Consider the following 9,268-nt stretch of genomic DNA (forward strand, 5'->3'; position numbering starts at 1 on the left):
GCATATGACACCGTGTCTGTGAAATTCAGAGACCAGATAGTGGCAACAAGGAGAGACAAGAAAAAACTGCAGCATAGCGAAGACTATATGGATGATTTCGATATGGAGGAGCACACCCTTCCCGATATCTCCGACCAGCCGCAGAAAAACGAAAACTGAAAAAACGAACAAACAGGCAATGACCGAAGATAGATATGTCGCTGCTATTGAGATAAGCAGCTCGAAGATTGTGGCTGTCGTGGGCAAGGTTCGCCCAGACGGTCAGCTCTGCATCATAGCTTCCGAACAGGAGAAAGGGGTTGAAAGCGTGCGCTATGGGGTTATCCGGAATCTTGAAGAGACATCCATGAGAATATCGCGGATATTAAGTCTGCTGGAGCGCAAACCGGCTGTGGCACCGAGACGGATAACAGGTCTGTTCGTAGGTCTGTCAGGATTGTCGCTCCGCTCCATACCCACTCGCGTCTCAATCAATCTTCCCGATGACACTGAGATTACCGATGACATTATCACACGTCTTCTGCAGCAGGCAAGATCTACGGCAATAGACTCCTCGCTTGAGGTTATGGATGCAGTTCCGCGGTCATATACTGTAGGACGGCTTGAAACCACATCTCCCAAAGGTGCCGTGGGAGACAGCATCAGCGCGGAATATGACCTTGTTGTATGCCGCCCTGAAATCAAGAACAACCTTATACGTACCGTGCAGGACAAGCTCGGCAAATCGATAAAAGGTATAGTAGTAACCGCACTTGCCTCAGGACAACTGATTTTAAGCGCGGAAGAGAAAAGACTGGGATGCATGCTTGTGGATATGGGAGGAGAGACGACTACTGTCTCAATCTATACAAACGGCCATCTCGTATATTTCGCAACGCTGCCGCTTGGCGGCCGCAACATCACCCGCGACCTCACATCGCTCAATATTCTTGAGGAGCGGGCGGAGGAGATAAAGATAACTTCCGGAAACGCAATCCCGAAAGAAACAGTCTCCACACTTAATTACAACGGCATACGCGATGCGGATGTGTCAAACATAATAGTGGCACGTTCGGAAGAGATAGTGGTCAATATCCTGAAACAGATTCAGTATGCCGAATTGAAAGACAGCGACCTCCCCGGAGGCATTGTGGTGATTGGAGGAGCCTCCAAACTCAACGGAATGCTCGACCTCCTCTCCAACAAGAGCAGTCTAAATGTAAGAAGAGGCACGCTGCCGCAATATATCATCCTTGAAGACACGAAAATAAGCTCAGGCGAGATAATCGATGTAGCGAGTGTGCTCTATGCCGGAGCCACAGGCAATGAAGCGGAATGTCTTGAACGTCCCGCACAGGAAAGAGTGCCTGTGACAGGCGATGCAAACACTGAAACAGGTCCCGAACCGGAAGTGGAGACAAAAAAAACGCATCGTAACAAAAGTGGAGGATGGGGAGGCAAAATAACCGGATGGGTATCTTCCATGTTCGGTAACGCAGAAGATGATTCTGATCCTCTTGACTGACATGAAACCTTATTCCATTTAATGAAGCGAAAACGATTAGCAGATTAGATTCAGATGAATACCGATATAATGACCCCCGATTTCCGCGATCTTACGGATGAATCGGGATTCGTAAAAGACGCAAACGATGCCATCATAAAAGTTATTGGTGTCGGCGGTGGCGGCAGCAATGCTGTCAATTATATGTATGCCCAGAATATTCCCCACGTGAACTTTGTGGTATGCAACACGGATGCACAGCATCTTGAAAAATCTCCGGTTCCCAATAAACTGCTCATAGGAGAGGCAATAACAAACGGACTCGGAGCCGGGAACGTCCCTGAAGTCGGAAGACAATGCGCCGAAGCATCTACCGACAAGATCCGTGAGCTTTTTGANGACAAGACCGAAATGGTCTTTATCACAGCGGGAATGGGAGGAGGAACCGGAACAGGCGCCGCTCCGGTTGTGGCGGAGATCGCCAAAGAAGCTGGAATGCTGACCATCGGTATAGTTACGGTTCCCTTCTTCTTCGAAGGGGAGAAAAAGATTCTGAAGGCAATCGAGGGTGCAAAAGAAATGAAGAAACATGTCGATGCCCTTCTTGTAATCAATAACGAAAATCTTATTGATCTATATAAAGATTGGAATTTCTTCAATGCTTTCGGCAAAGCAGACGACACACTTGCCAACGCGGCACGAAGCATTTCCGAAATCATCTCCGAACCTTGCTATGTGAATGTCGATTTCCAGGATGTGAAAACGACACTGAAAGGTGCCGGCACTGCGATAATATCAACGGCGGAAGGGGAAGGTGAGCATAGAATATCGGATGCGATCAACAAGGCTCTTCATTCTCCACTTCTCAAGACACACGACATATATTCGTCAAAACGCATTTTATTCAAGTTTGTATGCTGGAAAGACTCCCCCAACCCGCTCAAAACCCAGGAAGTGTCGGAAATATATCAATTCACCTCGCAGCTTCCACCCACAATCGATGTGAAATGGGGTATCGGGGATAATCCGGAGATGGGCGACAAGGTCAAGATTACCGTCCTTGCATCTGGATTCGACATGACTTTGAAAGAAGCGGGAGACAGTCCTGTGAAGAAAGACGATGACGAAGGCATTATCTTTCATGCTAATGACAAGCAACCTACCGGAGAGGAAGCACTCAAGGAAAAAATAAAGCAGAAGGAAGCTCAGGATACAATGAGCACGATATACGGTTCTGAAAAGATCAAGGAACATTACAGAGCTTCGGACGAAACCCGTTACGTAGTTCTGAAACCCTCACAGTTCGATGATCTCGATGTGATTTCAATGCTTGAGAGCCACAAGGCATTCAACCGCTCACCTGCTTTCAAAGAGGAACTGAACAAGATCGGGCAACCGGACAAAACGCCCCGACAACCGGAATCCAGCGAGCAAGACCGAGGTGCCACTCCAATTACATTTTAATAAAAACTCCCAAGGAAACATAATATGACTGAACAAAAATTTCAGATGGTCGCAAAGACATTTCAAGGTTTGGAAGATGTCTTGCGTGACGAATTGATATCTCTCGGCGCGGAAAACGTTGAGATGGGACGCAGAATGGTCAGCTTCGAGGGTGATCTCGAGACTATGTATCGCGCCAACTTGTGTTGCCGCACCGCTCTGCGCATCCTCAAGCCTATTGAAAAATTCACAGCTTCGGATCCTGACGAGCTTTATGATATTGTCCGCGACATAGAGTGGGAGAAATACATGACACCTCAGACCACATTCTCCATCGATTCCACTGTCAACAGCGATGAGTTCTCTCATTCGAAATATGTCACATACCGCGTGAAAGACGGCATAGTCGACCACTTCCGTGACAAATACGGCGAAAGACCATCGATACGTGTAGCGGGTGCCGACCTTATGCTCAATGTGCATATCTTTGAAGACCGTATCACAATCTCGCTTGACTCAAGCGGCGAGCCGCTCTCAAAAAGAGGTTACAGGGTTGAACAGACAGCCGCGCCCATTAATGAGGTTCTTGCCGCAGGAATCATAATGAAAACCGGATGGAGAGGAGAAAGCAATTTCGTTGACCCTATGTGCGGTTCTGGAACTTTCCTTATTGAGGCGGCCCTGATTGCTGCCAACATAAATCCGGGAATATTCCGGCAGCAGTTCGCATTTGAGAAATGGCCCGATTTCGACAAAGAACTTTTCGAGGAGATATACAACGATGACAGCGCGGAAAAGGAATTTGCCTGCAAGATATATGGAGGCGACATGGATGCGGAAGCCGTGGCTATTGCCCGCAAGAATGTGCGCGAGGCAAAGGTGGACGATATGGTGGAAATCACATGTCGCCAGATGAGCGAATGGACCGAAAATCCCGAACCTGGCATCATTGTGATGAATCCGCCTTATGGCGAACGACTTAAACCGGATGATCTCACTGCCCTTTACAAAGGTATCGGCACCGCTCTCAAAAAGAATTTCTCAGGATGGAACGCCTGGATTATCGGTCCGGACAAAGAAGAATTCGGCAATATAGGTCTAAAACCAACCATCAAGATACCGCTTCTCAACGGAAGCCTCGAATGCTCATTGCGCGAATATGTATTGTTTGACGGCAGATATGACTCCTTCCGTGCCGAAGGCGGTTCTCTGGGCAAACTCTCCGATGAGGAAGCCGAAGAACAGCGCCGTCCACGGAAAATGAAACATATATCGGACGATGACTGGAAGAAAGAGACTAAAAAATTCNGGCATAANGACCGTAAGCCGGCAAAGGGTGGCGACCGTAAATTCTCGAAAGACCGCAAACCTTTTGATCGAGATAAAAGATTCTCTGACCGCAAAGCATTCGAAGAGAACAGCTTCGATGACAGGAAACCGATATTCGAGGCAAAAGACCGTTTCCATGGTGAACGTAAATTCGAGAAATCGGGAAACAAGCCGTTCGACCGTGACAGAAAACCTTTTGACCGCGACAGAAAACCGTTCGACCGTGACAGAAAACCCTATGAACGCAAACCGAGACCGGCTGTAGAGACAAGTGGAAAAGGTCCGAGCATTCCAGAGAGCGATACATACCGCTTTTCAGAATACAAACTGCGTTCACGTAGAAAACCCGCTGCGGAAACTGATGAATAATTATTAAACAGCTTCTAAAACCAAGTCTGGGATATGAGATCAGGAATGATAGGCAACAAAGGTCTTATGCTTGCGATAATGCTCGCCTGCGCCATGAGTGCGATCGAGTTCTTTATAGGCACGCCGCAAAGGCTGGAGGGTGAATTGGGAATATGTTTCCCATCACCGAACCTATGGACTATAAACCCGCTTGTTTCATGGATTGTAAACCTTGGACTGATTCTCATTCTCGGTCTGTCGCTGCATCTCTTCAATAAGACATACAATTTCATAAGCAGCAGCGACACTGTTTTACCAGCGGCATTTATATTCCTTTGCGGCTCAAACCCCTGGATTGACAGCGTGCTGACATCTTCAGTCATCCTTATGGGAGCCAACTTCGCATGTCTGCATTTCCTTTTCGGCTGTTACCGGTCGAACAAGAGCACCCAGCAGATGTTTATCGTAGGCTCGATTCTGGCTCTGGGATCTATGTTCCAATATGCGTTTGTTTTCTTCATCCCAGCTTATCTGATTATCGCGATGGTTCTTAAATGCATGAACATCAAGAGTCTGCTGGCATATATCATGGGGGTCGTTGCTCCGTACTGGATTGGAATCGGAATTGGACTTATTCCTTTGGATTCATTCTCCATGCCCACGTTCACCAATCTCTTTGACGGATTCGGAAGCAAACAGACAATATTCGTAGGCTTGCTCAATTGTGCGGTAACGATTATACTGAGCACAATGCTCGCCCTATACAATGCCGTGAAGCTCTATGCCGGCAACACCCGCAGACGACTGCTCAACAATTCGATAATCATTCTCGGCATAGCCTCCGCCATAAGCATTGTCTGTGATGTAGACAACATACAGGTATACATGGCAACAGTATATCTCGTTGCTGGTGTCCAGCTGGCGAACCTCTTTGCGCTTCGTCAGGTGCGACATACACATACCTTCATATTTTTCTTCGTGATGCTGTATATCGCATCANATGTATTGATGGAAACTGGATTTTATCTACCGGCATGAAACCAAAGATTCTGATAGACGACAACATACCATACATTGGGGGACGTCTTGAACCATTCGCAAGAGTGGAATACGTTGACCAGTTCGACTTCAACCCCGACAATGTGCGTGACGCAGACGCTCTGATAATACGTACACGCACGCGCTGCGACAGCTCGCTGCTCTCAGACAGTTCTGTAAGGATGATAGCAACAGCTACGATCGGCATGGATCAGATTGACATTCCGTGGTGTGAAAGAGCAGGAATCAAGGTTGCAAACTGTCCCGGATGCAATGCCCCTGCTGTTGCGCAATATGTCTGGTCCTCTCTCCTTAGAAAAGGATTCAATCCTGCCTCCGACACAATCGGCATAGCAGGTTGCGGAAACGTCGGCTCGATTGTGGCGCACTGGGGAAAACTTCTTGGCGCACGGGTTCTGATATGCGACCCTCCCAGACAGGAGGCAGGCATGCCGGGTGAGTATGTCTCTCTTGACACTCTGCTCGGAGAAAGCGATGCGGTCACTCTACACACTCCGCTTACAAAAACCGGCAGACATCCCTCTTTTCATCTGATCTCCGATCACGAAATAGAACGGATGAAACATGGCGCGATACTCATCAATGCGGCACGTGGCGCTGTTCTTGACACCGAGGCTGCGCTTCCCGCATTGCGTGCCGGTAAGATAACTGCTGTTATCGACACCTGGGAAGGAGAACCGGCAATAAACAGAGAACTTCTATCGCTTTCCGACATCGCGACTTTCCACATCGCCGGCTATTCCCGACAGGGAAAAGAGCGTGCAACGCGCATGGTTCTGGAAGAAATCGACAGATTTTTCGGTTTCGAGACCGACAAAAGCGGACTCGCTCCGGCTTATGTATTCCCCGAAAGAATCAATGTCGACGCCATTTTGCAATCATACGATCCTGCGTGCGACACGGATGCTCTGCGCGCCAATCCGGAAGCTTTTGACATTTTACGCCGGAATTACAATTACCGCGAGGAGACACCGGAATCCTGACAAAGTACCGTCTCGTCCTCTTAAATCCCTTTTTATGGCAAATTACAATAAAAGATATTATGTTGTATGGAAAGGACGCGTACCCGGCGTTTATGACAACCTTGACGATGCGATGGAGCAGGTTGACAATTTTCCTGGCGCGATGTTCAAAAGCTATGACTCCCCGCAAGCGGCAGCCGAGGCATACAGACGTTCGGAAGTAAGAGAAGACAAAAAAGACCTTGGCAATATTCTTCTCAATTCCTCAAGATCGAATATTCCGGCAAGCGGCAAACCTGATTACTTTTCTTTTCCGGAAATTGACCTGAACGGGTGGGCTGTAGACGCTTCATGTCTCGGAAACCCGGGCAGAATGGAATACAGAGGTGTCGAACTGATGTCAGGGCGAGAACTTTTCCGCGTAGGACCTTTTGAGAAGTCCACCAACAATATCGGCGAGTTCCTCGCTATTGTCCATGCTCTGGCTTTGATGCAGCAGACGGGAGAAAGCCATACCATATACAGCGACTCCGTAACCGGCATGGCATGGGTAAGAAACCGGAAGATAAAGACACAGCTGACACGGGAACCGGCTAACGAAAAATGCTTCAAAATGATGGAACGGGCTCTGTCCTGGCTCAATACCCATCATTATTCAACCCGCATCCTGAAGTGGCAGACAGAACGATGGGGCGAGGTTCCGGCTGACTTCGGTCGCAAATAATCACGGTCCTGAACATAAACGGTGTCTGACAGGAATCCGTATTTTACGATGCACAATCCATACATATTATTAATCCATAACTTAACTGACATGAATCCATTAAAACTCACAGTCGCGGCAATGACACTGACCGCTGTGTCACAACTCACTTACGCTCAATCTGCTTTCAAATCTTCGCTTCCGGTGAAACCCGCCAAAGGGGTGACAGTATCAGGCACTGTCGAATGCGACGGACAACCGGTTGCAGGGATTAAGGTTTCCGATGGATACGAAGTGACAAAGACAGATAAGAATGGTGCATACTATCTGAAATCAAAGAAAAAGAATCCTCAGGTGTTCATCTCGGTCCCTTCCGGTTATGAGGCATGGAGAGATGACGCAATACCACAATACTGGGCAGATTTCACAGAGACACCGGCAACTCCGGAACGACTTGATTTCCGTCTGAAAAAACGTAATGATTCAAAACATGCCATATTAGTGATGACTGATCTGCATTTAGCCAACCAGCGAAACGATGTGGCGACTTTCTCTTCAGAATATATGGACAGAATCCGTAAAGAGGTCAAAGATCTTGAAGCGAAAGGTTATACAGTCTTTTCATTCCATCTCGGAGACGGTAGCTGGGACGAGTTCTGGTATGTCAATGATTTCCCTGTTTCGCATCTGCGCGACACATTCAACCGCGTCTCATATCCGGTTCCTCTATACAACATCATGGGCAACCACGATAACAATGGAGGTGAGGTCTGGGAAGCTGACAAAGACATGGATCTGGAGGCAGCAAAACCTTTTATGAAGGCTTTCGGCCCGCGATATTTCTCTTTCGACGCTGGCGATGTGCACTATATATTTCTTGACAACATAATATACAGGAACGAATCCACGGAAAAGGAGAAGACAGAAGGGATTGCCGGGAAACGCAATTTTCTTGAAAGAATATCTCCCGAACAGTTCGACTGGTTGCGCAAGGATCTTTTCGATATTTCTCCAGAGACTCCGATAGTCATCGCCATGCACTGTCCTCTCGTGAAATATAAGGGAGTGACCGATGAAGTGGAATACAGACTCGAAAAGGAGAGCGCGGAAACACTCCTTGACATTCTTGCCCCTTATAAGGAAATTCATACGCTGACCGGACACTCACACCGCCAGATGCTCACACGTATGCCTGAAAAGAACATTGTTGACCATAATATCACATCCGCGTCGGGTTCTACATGGTGGACATCGGCAATGGGCTGCAAGAGCATCGGCACAGACGGCATTCCTGGTGGTTACGAAGTATTCACCATTGACGGAAATGACATAAGATGGCACTACTCGGCATGGGACTTCGAACCGGAACGGCAGTTCATGGCATTCGACCTCAACAAAGTAAAGGAATATCTGGCAACAGACGGTGAGTATCAGGCATACAAGAAACTTTATCCTCAAGCAACCGACTACGACAAAGAACCGGAAAACACTGTTTATGTCTGCGTCTGGTCCTATGACCCCCTCGGCAAACTGACTATAAAAGAAAACGGCAAAGAGTTAACTGCCGAGATGTTTATGGGCGAGAATCCCGCCTACACGGTCACTGCAATGATCCAGCGGTCCACCTGGCTTAACAGATATAACAAAAACACAAAGATGCAGGCATACCGCATGTTCAAAGTTCACACATCCTCTCCCGACTCCCCTCTTGAGATATCCTGGACAGACCCGTTCGGCATCGAATTCCGTGAAACATATGAAAGACCGCACTCCTTCTCACGTTCGGAATTTGAGCGTTTTCGGTGAGAAATCAGCAACCATTGTGAAACCATTGCATCTTTAATTTTGAAATATGTCCGGGATATATTATATTTGTCAGATTTTAATAAATTAATCTATTTCATGAAACTAAAACTCTCATCATTCGCATTAGCAGCATTG

Annotated in this window: 6 protein-coding genes; all 6 read left to right on the top strand. The window is 47.6% G+C overall.

All coding sequences use genetic code 11. The features are described from left to right. Window positions 1–178 precede the first annotated feature (178 nt). Window positions 179–1,504 carry a cell division protein FtsA gene (ftsA, locus tag JX312_RS05020; protein WP_204457257.1) on the top strand — a complete coding sequence of 442 codons (1,326 nt, stop codon included), beginning with the start codon at window positions 179–181 and terminating at the stop codon, window positions 1,502–1,504. 54 nt (window positions 1,505–1,558) lie between these two features. Beyond that, window positions 1,559–2,947, top strand: a complete 1,389-nt coding sequence (gene ftsZ, locus JX312_RS05025) for a cell division protein FtsZ (protein WP_204457258.1) — start codon at window positions 1,559–1,561, stop codon at window positions 2,945–2,947. A 24-nt stretch (window positions 2,948–2,971) separates the two neighbouring features. Continuing rightward, window positions 2,972–4,624 carry a class I SAM-dependent RNA methyltransferase gene (locus JX312_RS05030; RefSeq protein WP_204457259.1) on the top strand — a complete coding sequence of 551 codons (1,653 nt, stop codon included), beginning with the start codon at window positions 2,972–2,974 and terminating at the stop codon, window positions 4,622–4,624. Window positions 4,625–5,637: 1,013 nt separating this feature from the next. After that, window positions 5,638–6,645: a 4-phosphoerythronate dehydrogenase gene (locus JX312_RS05035; protein ID WP_204457260.1), complete on the top strand. Its 1,008-nt coding sequence runs from the start codon at window positions 5,638–5,640 to the stop codon at window positions 6,643–6,645. A gap of 34 nt (window positions 6,646–6,679) precedes the next feature. Then, window positions 6,680–7,348: a ribonuclease H family protein gene (locus tag JX312_RS05040; protein ID WP_124029478.1), complete on the top strand. Its 669-nt coding sequence runs from the start codon at window positions 6,680–6,682 to the stop codon at window positions 7,346–7,348. A gap of 90 nt (window positions 7,349–7,438) precedes the next feature. After that, on the top strand, window positions 7,439–9,133 hold the full coding sequence (locus tag JX312_RS05045; RefSeq protein WP_204457261.1) for a calcineurin-like phosphoesterase family protein: 1,695 nt from the start codon (window positions 7,439–7,441) through the stop codon (window positions 9,131–9,133). Window positions 9,134–9,268 lie beyond the last annotated feature (135 nt).

This window comes from Barnesiella sp. CU968, assembly GCF_905219685.1.
In the GTDB taxonomy this organism is placed as follows: domain Bacteria; phylum Bacteroidota; class Bacteroidia; order Bacteroidales; family Muribaculaceae; genus Lepagella; species Lepagella muris_A.